Consider the following 18,010-nt stretch of genomic DNA (forward strand, 5'->3'; position numbering starts at 1 on the left):
GGTCTCGCCGCTACTGCTCGCCCTCGCGGCTCCACGGGAAGAGATTGGCCGGGAAATCCGCGGCATAGCGCTTCCCCTTCGGCGGGGGCGGCGGTTCGTCCGGTGGATTCGGATTCGGCTCGACCACTCTCCGATAAAGGTGCCAGGTAGCATGACCGAGCACCGGGAGGACGACAGCGAGACCGACGAAGAACGGCAGCGAGCCGATCACGAGCAGCGCCGCGACGATCAGCCCCCACCCCGCCATCGCGACCGGATTGGCGGCCACCGCCTGCAGCGATGTACGGATCGCATCGATCGCCGTCGCATGCCGATCGAGCATCAACGGAAACGATACGACGCTGACGCATAGGACCGCGACCGCAAACAGGAAGCCGACACCGCAACCGACAATGATCAGCGACCATCCTTCCGGCGTGGTCAGCACGCGGGTTGCGAAGTCGGGAATGCTTGCAGCCGCCGCGTGACCGAAGATGGTGACATAGATCGCGTTCGCGACACCGATCCAGACCCCGAACAGGACAAGCAGGAGCACGCCGAGTTCGAGCATGGCGCCGAAGGACGGTGCGCGCAGCACCTTGATCGCATCCCATGCATCGACCTCCTCGCCGCGCTCACGGCGACGGCTGAGTTCGTAGAGGCCGATCGCGGCAAAGGGACCGATCAAGGCAAACCCCGCGGCCAGCGGAAACAGCAGCGGCAGGACCGAATAGCCGAGGACCATCCTGAACAGGACGAGACCGAGAACAGGATAGATCACGCAGACGACGATCGCGTGACTCGGCATCGCCTGGAAATCTTCCCAGCCCAGGCGCAGCACCTCTCTCAAGTCGAACAAGCTGATCTTGCGAATGGGATAAGAGACCGCCTCACCGAACAGGTGCCGCTTGACGATCTTGTCGGAATAAAGAGTGGCCATGGCCACGCCCTCCTCTGAAGTCGCGGCGGAGACGGCGCGCTTTCCGGCCACGCGTATCCGCCCTTATGTGCGGGAGACGCGATCGAGCCGAGTACGGCAGTTCCAGGCTCAACGAGGAAGGAGCTTAGCCGGACGAAACCCGTCGCGACCTGCGCTCCGAGCTTAGCGCGTGCGATGTGGAATGACCAGCGCTCCCGGCTGGGTGAAATTGTGCGTCGCATATTTTGTGCGATGCATCACATCGGGAATGCGACTGACGATGGCCGGCTTGCACGGCAACATGGATCGCCCACGCCGGCTAAGCGCGCCGACATGCTATTGACGCCGGGTTCGCGGGAGATCATTTTAGAAGCGTAGACGCCCCCGGTGAGATTGGCGGTCGCGAATTTTCTCTTGATATCGCGACCGGTTGAAGGGGCGAGGCAAGAGGCGCGGCGATGGCGCATATGCCAGCTTAGAAGCATATGCCAGCTTAGAAAAAGTCGGCCATCGCGACAGACGCGAGCTCCGCCCTGGATTCGTATCCGTAGCCTTCGATGGCAAGGATGGATCAGGATGGCTGTCGCATTGATACTGCTTCTGGTCGCGATCGGCTCGGTGCTGTTTCACCTCTACAGCCCGTGGTGGTGGACGCCGATCGCCACGAACTGGGCCTATATCGACCACACCATCAGCATCACGTTCTGGATCACGGGCTTTGTTTTCGTCGCGGTCATCGCCTTCATGGCTTATTGCGTCTTCCGCTTTCACCACAAAGAGGGAAGACGGGCTGACTACAATCCGGAAAACAAAAGGCTCGAATGGTGGCTGAGCGTCGGAACCGGCGTCGGCGTCGCGGCCATGCTGGCGCCTGGCCTCGTGGTCTGGCACCAGTTCGTGACGGTGCCTGCGGATGCCACCGAGGTTGAGGTCATGGGCCAGCAATGGCAATGGAGCTTCCGCCTTCCGGGCAAGGATGGGCAGTTGGGCACGTCCGATGTCCGCAACATCGCTTCCGACAATCCGATGGGGCTCAATCGCGACGACTCACACGCGCAGGACGACGTCGTGATCGAGAACGGCGACCTGCACCTTCAAGTGGGAAAGCCGGTCAAGGTTCTCCTCCGCTCGGTTGATGTCCTGCACGATTTCTACGTGCCCGAATTCCGGGCCAAGATGGACATGGTTCCAGGCATGGTGACCTATTTCTGGATCAAGCCGATCCGAACCGGAACGTTCGATGTTCTATGTGCGGAGCTTTGTGGCGCTGCTCATTATCAGATGCGGGCCAAGGTCATCATCGACGAAGAGCGTGAATATCACGCTTGGCTGGAGCAACAAAAGACGTTTGCCGAATTGTCGCCGGCAAAAGCCCTCGTGAAGGCGACGTACCAATCCGGTGGCAAGTAGCAAGCTGCCGCTGCCAAGATAGATCGGGTGCATGAGGCCAACGCCTCACCCCCGACGGAAGCGACCGAGGAGGTTTCTATGGTCGATATTCCATATGAAGGGGTCGCAGGCATCCCGCCTGCCGAAGTACCCGAGGTCGAGCTCTATCATCCAAGGAGCTGGTGGACACGGTATGTCTTCTCCCAGGACGCCAAGGTGATCGCCATTCAGTATTCGCTGACGGCCTCGGCCATCGGGCTGGTGGCCCTGGTGCTGTCGTGGCTGATGCGGCTGCAACTGGGATTCCCCGGCACCTTCTCTTTCATCGATGCCAACCAGTACCTCCAGTTCATCACCATGCACGGCATGATCATGGTGATCTATCTGCTCACCGCATTGTTCCTGGGCGGCTTCGGCAACTACCTGATCCCGCTGATGGTCGGCGCCCGGGACATGGTCTTCCCCTATGTGAACATGCTGAGCTACTGGATCTACCTGCTCGCAGTCCTGGTGCTGGCCTCGACATTCTTCGTGCCTGGCGGCCCCACCGGCGCCGGCTGGACGCTATACCCGCCGCAAGCCATCCTCTCCGGAACGCCCGGGCAGGATTGGGGCATCATTCTCATGATGTCGTCCCTGATCCTGTTCATCATCGGCTTCACCATGGGCGGGCTGAATTACGTGGTCACGGTGCTCCAGGCGCGCACCCGCGGCATGACGTTGATGCGCCTGCCCCTGACGGTGTGGGGCATTTTCACGGCGACCGTCATGGCGTTGCTGGCATTCCCTGCACTCTTCGTTGCCTCGGTCATGCTGCTGCTCGACCGTCTGCTGGGAACCAGCTTCTTCATGCCCTCCCTCATAGAGATGGGACAGCTGTCGAAATATGGCGGCGGCAGCCCGCTGCTCTTCCAGCACCTGTTCTGGTTCTTTGGCCACCCCGAGGTCTACATCGTCGCCCTGCCCGCCTTCGGCATCGTCTCCGATCTGATCAGCACGCATGCGCGCAAGAACATCTTTGGCTACCGCATGATGGTCTGGGCGATCGTGGCCATCGGCGCGCTCAGCTTCATCGTATGGGCGCACCACATGTATGTGAGCGGCATGTTCCCGCAATTCGGGTACTTCTTCGCCACCACGACGCTCATCATCGCAATCCCCACCGCGATCAAGGTCTATAACTGGGTGCTGACCTTGTGGCGCGGCGACATTCATCTCACGGTGCCGATGCTGTTCGCCCTCGGCTTCATCATCACCTTCGTGAACGGCGGGCTCACCGGCCTCTTCCTCGGCAACGTCGTCGTCGACGTGCCCCTCTCGGATACCATGTTCGTGGTCGCGCATTTCCACATGGTGATGGGCGTGGCGCCGATCATGGTCGTGCTCGGCGCGATCTATCATTGGTACCCCAAGGTCACGGGGCGGATGCTGAACGAGGTCCTGGGCAAGTTTCACTTCTGGGTCACCTTCCTCGGCGCCTACCTGATCTTCTTCCCCATGCACTATCTTGGACTGCTGGGGGTTCCGCGCCGGTATTTCGAACTCGGGGATGCGGCGTTCATCCCGCCCTCGGCCCATTCACTGAACGCCTTCATCTCCGTGGTGGCCTTGACCGTCGGCTTCAGCCAGATGGTGTTCCTGTTCAATCTTGCCTGGAGCTTGTTCAAAGGTGAGGCCTCAGGCGGCAATCCGTGGCGGGCGACGACGCTGGAGTGGCAGACACCGGAGACGCCCCCAGGGCACGGCAACTGGGGCAAGGAGCTCCCGGTCGTGTACCGCTGGGCCTATGACTACAGTGTGCCTGGCGCCGCGGAGGACTTCATTCCGCAGAACCACCCACCACGCGCGACGCAGCTCGTTCAGGGAGCTGCTTCGTGAGCGCCATCATCCTGTTCCTGGCTGTGCTTGCGGTGATCGCCGGATGGTGGCTGTCGCAGCAGCGGCTGACGGCCAAGCCCTGGCTGGAGGAAGGCGCGGTCGGTGACTTCCCCGGCGGCGATAGCATGACCTGGCCGGCAGCGAAGGTCGGACTTGGCGTGTTTCTCGCCGTCGCGAGCGCATTATTCGTCCTGTTCATCAGCGCCTATTCGATGCGCATGAGCGTGGTGGACTGGCGGCCGCCGCCAGTACCGCGGCTGCTGTGGGTCAACACGGGCGTGCTGGTCCTGAGCAGTGTCGCGCTGCAATGGTCGTATGTGGCTGCTGGGCGACACGATACCGAGAACGTCATGATCGGTCTGCTCGCTGGCGGAGCATCTGCCGTGATCTTCCTCGCCGGACAGCTCCTGGCCTGGCAACGGCTCGGGGCTGCCGGATATTTCGTGGCGTCGAATCCGGCGAATTCCTTCTTCTACCTGCTGACCGCGGTGCACGGGCTGCATCTGACGGGTGGTCTGGTGGCCTTGGGCCGAACCTCAGCCAAGATGTGGCGTGGCGCCGAGATCGCCGAGATGCGATTGAGCGTGGAACTGTGCGCCATCTACTGGCACTTCCTGCTGCTGGTCTGGCTTGTCCTGCTCGGTCTTCTCACGGGCTGGACCGATGATTTCGTCAACATCTGCCGCCAATTGCTGAGCTAGGGAGGCGAGACCAGATGGCTGAGACCGTGCTGACAAATTCGGGCCAATCGACTGCGCGGCTTGAGGGCTGGCGTGGCATCGCCGCCGACTGGGCGTCCGATCAGCGCGCCTTCAAGAACGTGTCCTGGGGCAAGGCCATGATGTGGATCTTCCTCCTCAGCGACACCTTCATCTTCAGTTGCTTCCTGCTCTCCTACATGACGGCGCGCATGTCGACGACCGTGCCCTGGCCGAATCCCAGCGAAGTCTTCGCCCTCAATATCGGGGGCAAGCACATCCCCCTGATCCTGATCGCCATCATGACCTTCGTCCTGATCAGCAGCAGCGGAACAATGGCGATGGCGGTCAATTTCGGCTACCGCCGCGATCGCGTGAGAACCGCAATCCTGATGCTGGTCACGGCGGCATTTGGTGCAACATTCGTCGGAATGCAGGCGTTCGAATGGACCAAGTTGATCATGGAGGGCGTTCGCCCCTGGGGCAATCCATGGGGCGCGGCGCAGTTTGGCTCAAGCTTTTTCATGATCACGGGTTTCCACGGCACCCACGTGACGATCGGCGTGATTTTCCTGATCGCGATCGCGCGAAAGGTCTGGCGGGGAGACTTCGACGTCGAAAGGCGTGGCTTTTTCACGAGCCGGAAGGGGTATTACGAGATCGTCGAAATCATGGGCCTGTACTGGCACTTCGTCGATCTCGTGTGGGTGTTCATCTTTGCATTCTTCTACCTTTGGTGAGGTCGGCGCATGACAAACGCGGCGGTACACATGGAAGGAACGCTCCACGCTCCTGCGTCTGGCGCAGTCGTTACAGGAGCCGTTCACGCCAAGGGTCAACAGCACCCGATCAAGCTCTACCTCGCGGTCTGGGGCTGGTTGTTCGTCCTCAGCACGTGCTCCTACCTCGTCGACTACTTTGGCCTACATGGCTATCTGAGGTGGTCGCTGATCCTGCTGTTCATGGTGTTGAAGGCCGGCCTGATCGTCGCCGTCTTCATGCACATGGCCTGGGAGCGACTGGCCTTGGCCTATGCCATCCTGCTGCCGCCGATCGCGGTATTGGTATTTGTGTCGATCATGGTGCTCGAATCCGAATATACGCACTTGCTTCGGGTGCTGTTCTTCGCAACCCCGTCATAGGGCCCGCTGTCGCTCAAGACTGGAGCTCACCCCTCGAACGCGTCGATCGACGCCTTGCTCCCGCGCGAGACCAGCGTCTCGTCCGGGGCCGCCAGCGGCTCGCCCCTGTCGCGAAAGCGGTTGGTGATGGGATAGCGGCGGTCGCGGCCGAAATTCCTGGCCGTCACCTTCACGCCGGGCGCGGCCTGGCGGCGCTTGTATTCGGCGACGTTGAGCAGATGGTCGATGCGGGTGACCGTCTCGCGGTCGAAGCCGGCAGCGATGATCCGGTCGAGCGGCTCCTCGCGTTCGACCAGGCGTTCGAGGATGGCATCGAGCACCTCGTAAGGCGGCAATGAATCCTGGTCGGTCTGGTTCTCGCGCAGCTCCGCCGTCGGGGGACGCGTGATGATATCAGGCGGAATGACCTCACCCGCGGGCCCGAGCGCGCCTTCAGGCTTCCAGATGTTACGCAGCGCCGCCAACCGGAACACCTGCGTCTTGTAGATGTCCTTGATCGGGTTGAAGCCGCCGTTCATGTCGCCATAGAGCGTGGCGTAGCCGACCGACATTTCCGACTTGTTGCCTGTTGTCACCACCATCAGCCCGGTCTTGTTGGAGATCGCCATCAGCAACGTGCCGCGGGTGCGGGCCTGAAGGTTTTCCTCGGTGATATCTGGCGGCAGGTTCTTGAAGACGCCTGAGAGGATGGTCTCGAAGCCGGTCACGGCTTCCGCGATCGGCAGGACCTCGTAGCGGATGCCGAGATGGCCCGCGAGCTCGCCGGCGTCCGCGATCGAGCTTGCCGCAGTGTAGCGATAGGGCAGCATCACGCCATGCACCTGGTCGGCGCCGAGCGCATCGACCGCGATCGCCGCACACAGCGCGGAATCGACGCCGCCGGAGATGCCGAGCAGCACGCCGGGAAAGCCGTTCTTGGCGACGTAGTCGCGAAGGCCCAGCACGCAGGCCGCGTAGTCGGCGTGGTCGCCTTCCGGCTGCGCGGCGATCGGCCCGGAGCAGCGCCAATCGTCGCCGTTACGAGTGAAGCGCAACGTGGTGACGCTTTCCTCGAACGCCGGCAATTGGGCCGCGAGCGAGAGATCGCCGTTGAGCGCGAACGAGGCGCCGTCGAACACCAGCTCGTCCTGGCCGCAGACCTGGTTGAGATAGACCAACGGCAGGCCGCTCTCGGTGACGCGCGCGACCGCGACCGACAGGCGCACGTCGTTCTTGTCGCGGGCATAGGGCGAGCCGTTCGGCACCAGGATGATCTCGGCGCCGGTCTCGGCCAGCGTCTCGACCACGTTCTCGTAATCCTCGGACTCCTCCAGCCAGATGTCCTCGCAGATCGGCACGCCGATGCGCACGCCGCGCACGGTCATCGGCCCCGCGGCGGGCCCGCGCGCAAACAGCCGCTTCTCGTCGAAAACGCCGTAATTCGGCAGATTGCACTTGAAGCGCAAGCCAGCGACACAGCCGCCATCGAGCAGCGCGCAGACATTGTAGAGCCTGCCGTCCTCGACCCAGGGCGTGCCGACAAGCATCGCCGGCCCGCCGTCGGCGGTCTCACGCGCGAGGCTTTCGATCGCAGCCCGGCAGGCGGCCTGGAAGGCCGGCTTCTGCACCAGGTCCTCCGGCGGATAGCCGGCGATGAACAATTCCGGAAACAGCACGAGATCGGCGCCATCGGCGGCTGCCCGCACGCGCGCCGCCCGCGCTTTGGCGGCATTGCCCTCGATGTCGCCCATGGTCGGGTTGAGCTGGGCCAGCGTGACCGCAAATGCGTTGAGACGTTCGGTCATGAGGCGCTCGCTGTCACCTCTCCCGAAGGGAGAGGTCGAATTGCATCGGAGATGCAATTCGGGTGAGGGGTTACGATCTCTCGTGGGACCTGAGCCCCCTCACCCGATTTGCGCTCGACGATGCTGCGCATCGCGAGACGCAAATCGACCTCTCCCCGTTGGGGAGAGGTGAAGGAGCCTCGGACACCCGTGCTCAATGAACATTCTCCGCGAGCTAGACGAAACCCAACCGCTCGACGATGGCAAAGATCCAGAACGCACCGGCCATCAGCAGCGCGACGCCGACGGCCGCCGAGCCCATGTCCTTGACCTGCCCGATCTGCTTGTCGTGATCGAGCGTGAGGCGGTCGGCGAGCTTTTCCACCGCGGTGTTGAGGAGCTCGACCACCAGCACGAACGCGACAGCACAGACCAGCTCGACCGCGCGCACCGCGGTCGCGCCGATGAACCAGGCCAGCGGCAGCGACAGCAGGAGCGCAAAGATCTCCTCGCGGACGGCCTGCTCTGATCGAAGTGCAAAGGCCAGACCGTTACGGGAGTTGATCGTGGCCTTCCAGATCCGCAGCAAGGTCTTAGAGCCCCGCGGCGACCGGCATCGGCTTGGCCTTGCCGACGCGCTCCTGCTTGAGCAGCTCGGCGACCAGGAAAGCCATGTCGATGGATTGCTCGGCGTTGAGGCGGGGATCGCAGACCGTGTGATAGCGGTCGTTGAGATCCTCGTCCGTGATCGCGCGGGCGCCGCCGAGGCATTCGGTGACGTCCTGGCCGGTCATCTCCAGATGCACGCCGCCGGCATGGGTGCCTTCGGCGCCATGGATCGCGAAGAACGACTTCACCTCGGACAGGATGCGGTCGAACGGCCGCGTCTTGTAGCCCGACGTCGAGGTGATGGTGTTGCCGTGCATGGGATCGCACGACCAGACCACCACCCTGCCCTCGCGCTTCACGGCGCGGATCATGTTCGGCAGGTGCTCGCCGACCTTGTCGGAGCCGAAGCGGCCGATCAGCGTCAGCCGGCCCGGCTCGTTGTCGGGGTTGAGCACGTCGATCAGCTTCAACAACTCGTCGGGCTTCAGCGACGGGCCGCACTTCAACCCGATCGGGTTCTTGATGCCGCGGAAATATTCGACATGGCCGTGATCGAGCTGGCGGGTGCGGTCGCCGATCCAGATCATGTGGCCTGAGGTCGCGTACCAGTCGCCGGTGGTGGAATCGACGCGGGTCATGGCCTGCTCGTAGCCGAGCAGCAGCGCTTCGTGGCTGGTGTAGAAGTCGGTGGCGCGCAGCTCCGGATGGCTCTCGAGATCAAGGCCGCAGGCGCGCATGAAGTTGAGCGCATCCGAGATGCGGTCGGCCAGCTCCTTGTAGCGGCGGGACTGCGGCGAGTCCTTGAGGAAGCCGAGCATCCATTGATGCACGCTGCCGAGATTGGCGAAGCCGCCGGTCGCAAACGCGCGCAGCAGGTTCAGCGTCGCAGCCGACTGCCGATAGGCCATCAGCTGGCGCTGCGGATCCGGCACGCGCGCTTCCTTGGTGAAGGCGATGTCGTTGACAATGTCGCCGCGATAGCTCGGCAGCTCGACGCCGTTGATCTTTTCGGTCGGCGAGGAGCGCGGCTTGGCGAACTGGCCGGCGATGCGGCCGACCTTCACCACCGGCACGGCGCCGGCATAGGTCAGCACCACCGCCATCTGGAGCAGCACGCGGAAGAAGTCGCGGATGTTGTTGGCGCCGTGCTCGGCAAAGCTCTCGGCGCAGTCGCCGCCCTGGAGCAGGAAGCCTTCGCCCGCCGCAACGCGCGCCAAGGCCTTCTTCAGATTGCGCGCCTCGCCCGCGAACACCAGCGGCGGAAAGGTCGCAAGCTGCGCCTCGACGTCGGCCAAAGCCTTGGCGTCGGGATAATCGGGCACCTGTAGCACCGGCTTGCTGCGCCAGGACTCGGGCGTCCACCGCTCGGACATCGCAATCTCTCCGTGAAGCAAAAAGCACAACCTGATCTGTGGGTTGCGAGGGCCGCCTTATACACAGGCTGGCAAAGGACCGCCAGTTGTAAATCCATTTCGCACTGCAAACCCTTGCAGGGAAAGCCAAATTCGCATTTGCTTGGGAGCGGCAAGGAAACTGGCAGGACACCGGCTGCCCATGGACGCGGCGCGCGACGACGTTTTCATCGACGAGATCAGCTTCCCGGCGACCGACGGGTATGCGCTGAGCGGCACCCTGTTCCTGCCGCGCGCCACCAAGCGCCATGCCGTCCTGATCAACTCGGCCACCGCTGTTCCGCGAAAGATCTATCGCGGCTTTGCCTCCTATCTCGCCCATCGCGGCTGCGCGGTGCTGACCTACGACTACCGCGGCATCGGCGACTCCCGGCTGCCGGCGATGGTCGGCTACAACCGGCCGAAATCGCTGGTCGGCTTCAAGGCCTCGATGTCGGACTGGGCCGCGCTCGACGTCACCGCCGCGGTGAGCTGGATGCGCGAGCGCTACAACACCCTGCCGCTCGGCTATATCGGCCACTCCTTCGGCGGCCAGGCGCTCGGGCTGATCGCGAACAACACCGACATCTCGCGCGCCGCGTTCGTCGCCTCGCAGGCGGCGACCTGGCGGCTGATGACCTCGCCGGAGAAATATCGCGTCCTCGCCTTCATGAACCTCATTGGCGTGCCGCTCGCCCACGCGCTCGGCTACGCGCCGGGCTGGACCGGCATTGGCGAGGATTTGCCCAAGGGCGTGTTCCTGCAATGGGCCGACTGGGTCTCGAGCCCGCGCTATCTCTTCGATTCAAAACTGCCCGCGCTGGAGAACTTTGCAAAATTCAAGGGCGAGCTGCGCGCGCTGTGCTTCTCCGACGATCCCTGGGCGACGCGCCCCGCGGTCGAGCTGCTCGCTGGCGGGTTCACGGCGATCAAGCCGGAGGTGCTGACGGTGAAGCCGTCCGACGTCGGCGCCAAGGCGATCGGCCATTTCGGCTTCTTCCGCCCCGAGCACCGCGACACGCTGTGGCGCGGCGTGGCGGAATGGATCCAGGGCGAGTGAGAAGGACGACGGTCGCCACAACCTCGATGTCGTCCCGGCGAAGGTCGGACCCATACCGCGGAATCTGTCGATTGTGTGAGGCAGAAGTACCGGACGACGAGCCTTCGCCAAACTGCTTCGTGTGGTTATGGGTCCCGGCCTTCGCCGGGACGACGTATTGATGTGCCTGACGACTACCGTCGGCGCGGGGCGGCGTGAGCCGTTCGAATTAGCGAATGATCGTCGTCAGCGACGAGTAGCGCCTGTTCGGCTTGGCTTCGCCCGGCGCGAACTGCGCGAAGGCATCGCTGACGCGCACCGCCGGCGGCGTATCGCCGGCGAAGCGGAATTCCTTTGGCCGCGGCGCGTAGAAGCTGGCGCTGTAATAGGCGTCGTCGAAGCGCGCCTCGCCGACCCCGAACAATGCGTCGCAGACGAACAGGAGTGCGTAGACTCCCGCGACCGCAGCGACGATCTCCTTGAGAATTGACATGCTGATGCCCTGCCCTTTTGCGGGCAGGATGCGCATCGGTTCCAAAGCTCTGGTTTAAGGCGCCGTGCTTCTTGTTCGCAGGGTTTGCCGCCGTTAAGCGGAATGCAGACAATTTTATCGATCTCGAAAAGAGAGCCCGCCTGACCGGACGATCGGGCGGGCTCCAGGCTTGGCCGCTCGGGAGGTATCAGACGGCCAGGTTCATCCACACCGCCTTCGGCTCGGTGAAATTGTCGAGCGCCGCGGTGCCGTGCTCGCGGCCGAGGCCGGAGTCGCGTTCGCCGCCCCAGGGCAGGCGCACGTCGGTGTAGCCATAGGTGTTCATCCAGACCGTGCCGGCGCGGGCCCGCTTGGCAAAACGCTGGAGCTTGCCGATGTCGCGGCTCCAGACGCCGGCGGCGAGGCTGTAGGCGGTGCCGTTGGCGATCCGCAAGGCATCGGCCTCATCTCTGAACTTGATGACGCTGACGACGGGGCCGAAGATTTCCTCCTGCGAGATCCGCATCTCGTGTTCGACATTCGCGAACACCGCAGGGCTGATGAAGTAGCCGCGCTCGCCGACCCGCGTCCCGCCGGTGACGAGGCTCGCCCCCTCCTGCCGGCCGATGTCGACATAGTCGAGGATCGACTTCATCTGCTTCTCGGAGATGACTGGACCGAGCGCGGTCTTGCGGTCGAGCGGATCGCCCATCTTCAGCGACTTGGCGCGTGCAGCAAGACGCTCGACGACTTCGTCATAGGCCCTCTCCTGCACCAGCACGCGGGAGCCGGCCGAGCACACCTGGCCGGCGTTGAAGAAGATGCCGGAGGCCGCGGCTTTCGAGGCTGCTTCGAGATCGGCATCGTCGAAGATGACATTGGCCGACTTGCCGCCGAGCTCGAGCGAGACGCGCTTGAAGTTGCCGGCCGCGCCTTTCATGATTCCACGCCCCACGCCCGGCGAGCCGGTGAAGGTGACCTTGTCGACGTCAGGGTGATTGACCAGCGCGTCGCCGACGACGCGGCCGGGGCCCGTGACGACGTTGAAGACGCCCGCCGGCAGGCCGGCCTGAAGCGCGAGCTCGGCGATGCGCAGCGCCGACAGCGAGGTCAGCTCGGCCGGCTTCATCACGATCGTGCAGCCGCAGGCCAGCGCCGGCGCCAGCTTCCACATCCCGATCATCAGCGGGAAATTCCACGGCACGATCGCCGCGACCACGCCGACCGGCTCGCGCACGGTGTAGGTCAGGGCATCGTCACGCACGGGCACGACATCGCCGCTGATCTTGTCGGCCCACCCGGCGTAGTAGATCAGCGTGTCGACGGCGGCCGGGAAGTCCTGGCGCAGCGTCGCGGAGATCGGCTTGCCGGCATCGATCGACTCGAGCTCGATGATTTCTTCGGCGTTTGCCTTGAGCAGATCGGCCCAGCGCAGCAGGATCTGGCCGCGCTCGGAGGCGCGCATCGTGCGCCACGGGCCCTCGAACGCCCGGCGCGCGGCCGCCACCGCATGCTCGACATCGGCCCCGCCGCCTTCCGCGACGGTGGCGATGACCTGCCCGGTGGCGGGATTGAGGGATTTGAAGCTGCGGCCGGAGCTTGCGGGGACGCGGCGGCCGTCGATGAGCAGATGCTGCGGCCGGGCCATGAACTCGGTCGCCGGCGAATGCGCAAAGTCATATGCAACTGACATCATATTTCCTCCTGTTCTGGCATGCCAGATTAGGACGGAATTTGCCGTAGTAAATATGATATGGTGTGCCTATGACGCACCCAATATATGAACTCGACTTCATAAGGTTGTCGCATGCTCCAGATCGAGATCGAGGCAGTTTGGCGGTTTCGCCAGGAGGGCAGTCCGCGCACGGCGGTGGTCATGCTCGGCGTACTCAACGAAATCCGGAAGACCGGGAAGATCACGAGCGCAGCCGCCGACGCGCACCTCTCCTACCGGCACGTCTGGAATCTGATCGAGCAATGGTCGGAGTTCTTCGGCACGCCGCTGGTCGAAACCCAGCGCGGCAAGGGCTCCAGGCTCACGCCATTCGGCGAGCGGCTGGTATGGGCGGGCGAACGCATGCAGGCCCGGCTGGGACCACAGCTCGAAAACCTCGCGCAAGAGCTAGCAAGCGAGATCAAGCCGTTCCTCGAACAGCGCCCCTCCGTCATCAGGGTCCATGCCAGCCACGGCTTTGCAGTCGCAAAGCTGCGCGAATTCCTCGACCGCGAGCCCGGCATCGGCGTCGACCTGCGCTATGTCAGCAACCAGCATTCGCTGGTCTCGCTGGCGCAGGGCGCCTGCGATCTCTCCGGCCTGCATCTGCCGCACGGCGCGCTGCGGGCGCAAGGCATCAAGGCCGCCCGCGAATGGCTCGATCCGCGCGAGGACCGCATCATCAGCTTCGTCACGCGCGAGATGGGGCTGATGGTCGCGCGCGGCAATCCGCTTGGCATCGAAACGATCGAGGACCTGACCAGGCCAAAAATCCGCTTCGTCAACCGCGACCATGATTCCGGCACGCGCCTTCTGTTCGACCAGTTGCTCGCCGCACACCGCATCGACGAAAGCCGCATCAACGGCGCGCAGCAGATCGAGTTCACCCACGCCGCGGTCGCCGCCTATGTCGCGAGCGGCATGGCGGATGCGAGCTTCGGCGTCGAGGCGGCCGCCCGGCATTTCGGCCTCGATTTCATTCGCATCGTGACCGAGGATTATTTCTTCGTCTGCAAGCGCGCCTTCCTCGACACCGAGCCGATGCAGCGCATCCTCGACATCATGCGCAGCGCCGATTTTCGTGCCGCCGTCGCCAGCCTGCCCGGTTACGTCCCATCCGACACCGGCGCAGTCACCGGCGTGAAGGCGTTTCTGGAGATGCACGCCGTGCGCTGATGCGATACGGCGCCCTCACCTTGTCCGCAGCAGGCAAGAGTGGCAATCTGCCACCATTGTCCCTCGAGATCCGAACATGTCGCGCGCGAGCGCCAAACCGCTTCCCCAGCTCAGCCTTCGCATCGACCTCGACAGCGAGGACCGCATCGGACCCGGCAAGATCGAGCTTCTGGAGCAGATCCGCGAGCAAGGCTCGATCTCGGCGGCCGGCCGCGCGATGGACATGTCGTACAAGCGCGCCTGGGATCTCGTCGACGAAATCAATCGCATCTGCAGACATGCCGTGGTCGAGCCGCAGGCCGGCGGCAAGAACGGCGGCGGCGCGATGCTCACGCCGTTCGGTGAGAAACTTGTTGCCCGCTACCGCAAGATCGAGCGCGACGCCGCGCGCGCGGCGCACAAGGAACTGGAAGCGCTCAGGAGCGATATCGCCCGATCCCGCAAGTCCTGAGCGCGGCTAGTTCGGCCGTCCGGACATTTCCGGCATCGGCTGCGTCAGGGCCTCGCCGAGCAGGCTCTGCTCGGCCTTCGGGATCGAGAAGCGGACCTTGAAACCGTCCTCGGTCTGAAGCGTGATGATGCGCTGGGTCGTGTCGGTCGATTGTTCCAGCACCCAGGATGCCAGCGGATAGGCATAGCGCAGGTTCTGGTCGCCGTAGCGGGCCTTCAGTGCCGCCTCGAGCAATCCCGGAAGCGTCATGATCAGGGCGCCGACCTGGTTGAGCGAGACGCTGACGGCGGCGGGATTGCCCGTCACGTCCTCGAAGCCCAGCGAGATCGCACCGCCATCGGCCGCAACCTCGCAGGTCGTGAGCGATCTGACTTTGATTTCCATCGAGAGCTCCGGAACGCGGCAGTCCGCTATATCCTGAAAGATATAGCGATATGTGCGATCAGGTCCAGCCGCTTCTTTTGGAACAACTCGAACCGCCGCAAAGGGCTTCAAACGGCATAGACTTCGGACGTCGGCGCGGTCCCGGCAGCGCGACGCGGCCGCTCAGATCGCCGGCTCGTCCTTCAGCGCCGACACCACCTGCTCGCCGCGATCGGTCAGGCGATAGGTCACCAGCGGACGGCTCGACGGCGGCTTGCGGTCGATCTCGACGATGTAGCCGCGCACCATCAGCGCTTCGAAACTGCCGTAGTAGCCGAACATGCTGATCTGGTTCTGCTTGAGCAGCTTGAACTCGCGCAGGAGACGGATCTCGTTGCCCGAGAGCAGTGAGCGGCGGACGCGCTGCACGAACCGTGCACGCTGCTCGAACCACGCCTGGTCGGGCAGTTCGTGCGAGGCCGGCGCCGGGTCGCGCTCGCAGGGGCGCGCCTCCGTCGCGACATCGGCCATGACCTCAGGAAGGCACGGTATGCTGCCGACCACCGCGTCCTTGGCGACGTCGAGCAATGCGATCGGCCAGCGCCGCTTGTTGTCCACCATGACCGGCGGCGGCACGACGTTGTCGCGCACCAATTGCTCGAAACGGCCAGCGGTCACGCCGACATAGGCGGCCGCCCGGCGGCGATCGACCAGACGGGTGTCCGGCCCGTGCTCCAGCTCGCAAGCAATGTTCTCGTTCACCCCGAAATCCCCTGGCGCGTCGTTGCGCAGGCCCGGCGGCCCTCATTGGGACCTGGCCGAGCCGGCGGCGAACCTAGGGGGGACCAGCGCTCTCGAAAAGCAGAGAATTTCGTACATGTTGATGCCGTTTCGGCAACGGCTATAGTCCGTGCCGGGGGACCTATGCGATTTCACTCACCGGCCATCCAGTACTTCCATGCCGTCCGCCGCACCGGCTCGATCCGGGCCGCGGCACGCGTCCTGAACGTCGCCTCCTCGGCGGTCAGCCGCCAGATTCTCAAGCTCGAGCAAGAGGTTGGATCACCCCTGTTCGAGCGCAATGCACGCGGGCTGACGCTGACGACGGTCGGCGAGATGCTGGCCCGGCATGTCATGAACGTGCTCCAGGACCTCGACCGCTTCCGCTCGGACGTCGCGTCCCTGTCGGGCACCTGGCGCGGCACCGTCAGCATCGCCTGCATCGAGTCGCTGACGGAATCGGTGCTGCCGGACCTGATCGCCTCGCATCGCGGCCGCGCCCGCCGCGTCAGCTTCACCACCGAGGTGAAGGGATCGTCGGACGTGCTCGAAGCCCTGAGCCGCGGCGAGGCCGACATCGGCATCGCCATGGCGCTCCGCCATCCGCCTGACTTGCGGCAGGTCGCCTTGAAGCGGTTTCGCCTCGGCGCGGTGGTGTCGCGCGAGCATCCGCTGGCGCGCCGCAAGACGGTGACGCTGGAGCAATGCCTCGCCTTCCCCGTCATCAATGCGCTGCCGGAGCTGTCGATCTATCATCTGCTCCAGCCGCTGATCGCACAGCTCTCCGAGACGCCGGAGCCGGCGATCCAGGCCAATTCGATCGACCTGATGCGCGAGCTCGCCGCACGCGGCGTCGGCGTCGCCTTCCAGACCCAGCTCGGCATCGGCCGGCTGTCGCGCGACAGCCAGCTCGTCTTCCTGCCGCTCGACAACGCCGGCAGCCCGGTCTGGTCCGACCTCGGCATCTATGTTCGCGCCGAGCGCACCCTGCCCGCCTACACCGAGTCCTTTCTCCAGGAGCTGGTGCGCGAACTCGGCGAGCGCGAGCGGCGCGAGAACGCGGCCTATCCGCAGACGTCGTGACATCGCGGCGCCGCCGGCAAGCCGGCGCAGCGTGGAGGCGATCACGCGCCCCGTGGTCTTGCGGACTTGCCTGAAGCACGGTTGCTCCGGCAACATTTCCGGCCGATGTCGCGCCCGCGAGGTCGAGGACGCGCCGGCATACGCCGAACGCCTGAGGTCACTGGGATCCCGAGATGCCGGTACGTTGGCTCAAGCCGTCGCGAGTCCTGAGCATCGAGCGCTACAGCGATTTCGGGTCCTTTCGTCCGAGCGAGGTGCTGGGCGGCGGCATCAGCACGCCGCTCGAGCCGCGCGAGTTCTCGCTGCACCGCGCCATCCTGCCGCTCCAGGACGGTTTGTTCGTGCTCCAGCGGACCTTCGCCCGGCGCCTCCAGGCCAATGTCGGCACCGACCACGGCGTCGGCCTCGTCATCCCGCTCGCCTGTCATTCCACCGCCAACGGGCGCGAGATCGACAACTCGATGATCGGTGTCGTGCGCGGCAAGGTCGCCACCGAGGCGGTCGAGCATCACCCCAACACCTATTTGATGCTGCGCTTCAACTCCGACATGCGCCATCGCGGCTGGGCGGACTACGAGACCGGGCTCGAATTCACGCGTCTCAACGTCGACACGATGGCGCGCGTGCGCGCCGCCATTCTCGACATGTTCTGCCTGGCCTCGCGCTGCAACGATCCCTGGCAATTCGAAGCCATCGAACGGCCGATCCAGGAAAGGCTTCTCGCTGGCCTTGATGCCGCCCTTGCCCCCTTCGACGCGCAGGACCTCCGGCGCGGATCGCTCGACAAGCAGCGCAAGCTGGTCGCACGGCTGGACGAGGCGGCCACGCTGTCCGGCGGCATCCCGCTCTACAGTGGCGACCTTGCAAATACGCTCGGCGTCTCCGTCCGCACGCTCCAGAGCGCGACACAGGCGGTGCATGGCGTCAGCCTGCATCACTATCTCAGGCTGAAGCGGCTGTGGTCGACCCGCGCGCAGCTCATCACCGGAGGTAACGGAATGACAGTGAAGGCCGCGGCGCTCGCGAACGGTTTCTGGCACATGGGCGAATTCTCGAAACTCTACAAGACGACGTTCGGCGAGATGCCATCCGGGACGCTGGCGCAGGCCCGTGATTTTGCGGACGAGAGCCCGCACCTCTGAGGCAGCTCCGGTCAAACCCGCT

General features: G+C 64.3%; 18 protein-coding genes. 10 read left to right on the top strand and 8 right to left on the bottom strand.

Annotated elements, in window-relative coordinates:
- Positions 1-10 precede the first annotated feature (10 nt).
- On the bottom strand, positions 11-919 hold the full coding sequence (locus XI09_RS44740; protein WP_271572650.1) for a DUF2189 domain-containing protein: 909 nt from the start codon (positions 917-919) through the stop codon (positions 11-13).
- Positions 920-1,474: 555 nt separating this feature from the next.
- Here XI09_RS44740 and XI09_RS44745 point away from each other — a divergent pair.
- From XI09_RS44745 to XI09_RS44765, 5 genes are all read left to right on the top strand, one after another.
- Positions 1,475-2,308 carry a cytochrome c oxidase subunit II gene (locus XI09_RS44745; protein WP_271572651.1) on the top strand — a complete coding sequence of 278 codons (834 nt, stop codon included), beginning with the start codon at positions 1,475-1,477 and terminating at the stop codon, positions 2,306-2,308.
- Positions 2,309-2,386: 78 nt separating this feature from the next.
- A complete protein-coding gene (locus tag XI09_RS44750) occupies positions 2,387-4,165 on the top strand; it encodes a cbb3-type cytochrome c oxidase subunit I (protein ID WP_271572652.1) in 1,779 nt (592 codons plus the stop codon).
- Complete coding sequence (locus XI09_RS44755; RefSeq protein ID WP_271572653.1) at positions 4,162-4,866, top strand: cytochrome c oxidase subunit 3; 705 nt, start codon at positions 4,162-4,164, stop codon at positions 4,864-4,866. The genes XI09_RS44750 and XI09_RS44755 overlap by 4 nt, the downstream gene beginning before the upstream one ends.
- Before the next feature lie 14 nt (positions 4,867-4,880).
- Entirely contained in the window at positions 4,881-5,603 is a 723-nt protein-coding gene (locus tag XI09_RS44760; protein ID WP_271572654.1) for a heme-copper oxidase subunit III family protein, read from the top strand.
- Between the two features lie 9 nt (positions 5,604-5,612).
- Positions 5,613-6,005, top strand: coding sequence for a cytochrome C oxidase subunit IV family protein (locus XI09_RS44765; RefSeq protein ID WP_271572655.1), 393 nt, complete (start codon positions 5,613-5,615; stop codon positions 6,003-6,005).
- Positions 6,006-6,031: 26 nt separating this feature from the next.
- On the opposite strand, the gene XI09_RS44770 is transcribed toward XI09_RS44765, so the two are convergent.
- The 3 genes from XI09_RS44770 to XI09_RS44780 form a co-directional block, all read right to left on the bottom strand.
- Positions 6,032-7,789: an NAD+ synthase gene (locus XI09_RS44770; protein WP_271572656.1), complete on the bottom strand. Its 1,758-nt coding sequence runs from the start codon at positions 7,787-7,789 to the stop codon at positions 6,032-6,034.
- 214 nt (positions 7,790-8,003) lie between these two features.
- Positions 8,004-8,357, bottom strand: coding sequence for a diacylglycerol kinase (locus XI09_RS44775; RefSeq protein WP_271572657.1), 354 nt, complete (start codon positions 8,355-8,357; stop codon positions 8,004-8,006).
- Between the two features lie 4 nt (positions 8,358-8,361).
- Entirely contained in the window at positions 8,362-9,750 is a 1,389-nt protein-coding gene (locus XI09_RS44780; protein ID WP_271572658.1) for a class II 3-deoxy-7-phosphoheptulonate synthase, read from the bottom strand.
- A 181-nt stretch (positions 9,751-9,931) separates the two neighbouring features.
- Between XI09_RS44780 and XI09_RS44785 the strand changes: the two genes are divergently transcribed.
- Positions 9,932-10,828, top strand: coding sequence for an alpha/beta hydrolase family protein (locus XI09_RS44785; RefSeq protein WP_271572659.1), 897 nt, complete (start codon positions 9,932-9,934; stop codon positions 10,826-10,828).
- A 208-nt stretch (positions 10,829-11,036) separates the two neighbouring features.
- Here the strand turns inward: XI09_RS44785 and XI09_RS44790 are convergent, their stop codons facing one another.
- Both XI09_RS44790 and XI09_RS44795 read right to left on the bottom strand, forming a co-directional pair.
- On the bottom strand, positions 11,037-11,300 hold the full coding sequence (locus XI09_RS44790) for a hypothetical protein (protein ID WP_271572660.1): 264 nt from the start codon (positions 11,298-11,300) through the stop codon (positions 11,037-11,039).
- Between the two features lie 187 nt (positions 11,301-11,487).
- Complete coding sequence (locus XI09_RS44795; RefSeq protein WP_271572811.1) at positions 11,488-12,972, bottom strand: aldehyde dehydrogenase family protein; 1,485 nt, start codon at positions 12,970-12,972, stop codon at positions 11,488-11,490.
- A 114-nt stretch (positions 12,973-13,086) separates the two neighbouring features.
- Here XI09_RS44795 and XI09_RS44800 point away from each other — a divergent pair, with 114 nt between their 5' ends.
- Both XI09_RS44800 and XI09_RS44805 read left to right on the top strand, forming a co-directional pair.
- Positions 13,087-14,169: a substrate-binding domain-containing protein gene (locus XI09_RS44800; protein WP_271572661.1), complete on the top strand. Its 1,083-nt coding sequence runs from the start codon at positions 13,087-13,089 to the stop codon at positions 14,167-14,169.
- A 76-nt stretch (positions 14,170-14,245) separates the two neighbouring features.
- The gene (locus XI09_RS44805) at positions 14,246-14,620 is read left to right on the top strand and encodes a winged helix-turn-helix domain-containing protein (RefSeq protein ID WP_271572662.1); all 375 of its coding nucleotides are present in this window, start codon (positions 14,246-14,248) and stop codon (positions 14,618-14,620) included.
- A gap of 6 nt (positions 14,621-14,626) precedes the next feature.
- Here XI09_RS44805 and XI09_RS44810 read toward each other — a convergent pair whose 3' ends face one another.
- Both XI09_RS44810 and XI09_RS44815 read right to left on the bottom strand, forming a co-directional pair.
- On the bottom strand, positions 14,627-15,004 hold the full coding sequence (locus XI09_RS44810) for a hypothetical protein (RefSeq protein ID WP_271572663.1): 378 nt from the start codon (positions 15,002-15,004) through the stop codon (positions 14,627-14,629).
- A gap of 162 nt (positions 15,005-15,166) precedes the next feature.
- Positions 15,167-15,745: a hypothetical protein gene (locus XI09_RS44815; RefSeq protein WP_271572664.1), complete on the bottom strand. Its 579-nt coding sequence runs from the start codon at positions 15,743-15,745 to the stop codon at positions 15,167-15,169.
- A 162-nt stretch (positions 15,746-15,907) separates the two neighbouring features.
- Between XI09_RS44815 and XI09_RS44820 the strand changes: the two genes are divergently transcribed.
- A complete protein-coding gene (locus XI09_RS44820) occupies positions 15,908-16,846 on the top strand; it encodes a LysR family transcriptional regulator (protein ID WP_271572665.1) in 939 nt (312 codons plus the stop codon).
- Between the two features lie 173 nt (positions 16,847-17,019).
- Entirely contained in the window at positions 17,020-17,988 is a 969-nt protein-coding gene (locus XI09_RS44825; protein WP_271572666.1) for an AraC family transcriptional regulator, read from the top strand.
- The last annotated feature ends 22 nt before the right edge of the window (positions 17,989-18,010 follow it).

This window comes from Bradyrhizobium sp. CCBAU 11386 (assembly GCF_028128955.1).
Taxonomy (GTDB): Bacteria; Pseudomonadota; Alphaproteobacteria; order Rhizobiales; family Xanthobacteraceae; genus Bradyrhizobium.